We start from the raw sequence: 1470 nt of genomic DNA, 5'->3' as shown, positions 1-1470 counted from the left end.
CGCCTGTACCTGCTCGGCGCTGACGCCGGGATGCAGGCTCACCAGCCGCATCTGCCGCGCGGGCCCGCCGAAGTCCATCACGCAGAGGTTGGTGAAGATGCTGCGGATGTCGATGTCATCGAGGCTCCAGCCCCGCGCCAGGCGGGCCGGGTTGTAGCCCGCGCTGGCCACCATGTCCACCTCGCCGGGCACGAAGACCTTGGTCGAGTGGTTCGGGACGAAGAAGCTGTTGGCGTGGCTGATCGAGTTGCCGGGGAAGCCGCGCACGCCCAGCATCATCGACTTCGGCCGCGCGTAGTCGCTGCCGATCATCGAGATATTGGCCTGGCCGAAGCGGTCGATCTGCGTGGGGCCCACCATCGCATGGCGGCGGCCGCCCCAGACGTTGTCGAAGATGCGCGCGAAGCCCATGTGGGACTCGCGCTGCACGGCGTACTCGCCGCGCGGGCCGATGGGCACCGGCTCGCGCACGATCCAGGCCTCGGAGTCGGTCATCAGCAGATCGCTGTTGATCGACAGCATGCACAGCGAAGCGGCCAGCCGCGGCACGACGCCGATGCCGGTGGCCAGCACCTCGCCGTCGTCGCGCCAGGCCTCGGCGGCGGCGCAGATGATGCGGTCGACCAGGGGGATGTTCTTGTTCTCGTTCATGGGCTTCCTCGGGTCAGAACACCGGCAGCGGCAAGCGCTTCACGGCCGCCTCGCCACCGACGCGCTCGATGTATTCGGCCTCCCCGCAGGCCACGAACTGCTCGTGGTACTGGGCCCAGCCGCCGGCCTCGCGGGCGCTGGCCGCGTAGTCCTTGAAGTGCTTGAGGTCGAAGCCGTACAGCGGGGCGCAGGAACTCGGGTGCGCACCCAGCGGCAGGTGCACGACCGCGCGGGTCTGCGAGCGCTCCCAATGCACGTAGCGGGCCTCCTCGCCCTGGCTGAAGAAGCTGCTGTCCACCAGCTCGTCGCAGGAGACGATGGTGCTGGCCGAGGCGCGGGCGAACAGGTCGTCCATGTAGAGGTCCGGCCCCTTGACCTGGCAGACGCCGCGCGCATCGGCGCGGTCCACGTGCAGCAGTGCCACGTCCAGCGGCAGGGCCGGCATCGCCAGCCACTGGCGACCGTCGTAGGGCGAATCGGTCAGCTGGATCTGGGGGTTATGGCGGAGCACGTCGGTGCCCAGGCCGACACGGGTCGGGATGTAGGGCACGCGCATGCCGGCGGCCTTCAGGCCCAGCATCAGCAGGCCCTCGTCCACCTCCATCACTTCCAGCTGGCCGCTTTGGCGGGCGATGCGGAAATAGGGCTCCAGCGGGATGAAGTCCAGCGAGACGAAGGCGAAGACGAGCTTCTTCACCTTGCCGGCGGCGCAGAGCATGCCCACGTCGGCGCCGCCGTAGGAAACGAGGGTCAGGTCTTTCACCGGCGAGCGCAGCAGCTCGCGCACCAGGGCCATCGGCTTGCGGCGCGGGCCCCAGC

2 protein-coding genes are annotated in these 1470 nt (G+C 69.3%); both read right to left on the bottom strand.

What is annotated here, in order from left to right:
- Nucleotides 1–651 (bottom strand): ketoacid CoA transferase (locus tag B0W88_RS31715; protein WP_077038404.1); only part of this gene is annotated, 651 nt, incomplete at its 3' end.
- A gap of 13 nt (nt 652–664) precedes the next feature.
- Nucleotides 665–1470, bottom strand: an 806-nt coding sequence (locus tag B0W88_RS31710; protein WP_077038403.1) for a CoA transferase subunit A, incomplete at its 5' end; no start/stop codon positions are given.

Origin of the sequence: Pelomonas sp. KK5 (genome assembly GCF_001984095.1) — a bacterium.
GTDB lineage: Bacteria > Pseudomonadota > Gammaproteobacteria > Burkholderiales > Burkholderiaceae_C > KK5.
Note: the sequence above shows the minus strand (reverse complement) of the source record. Positions and strands in the feature narration are given on the sequence as shown.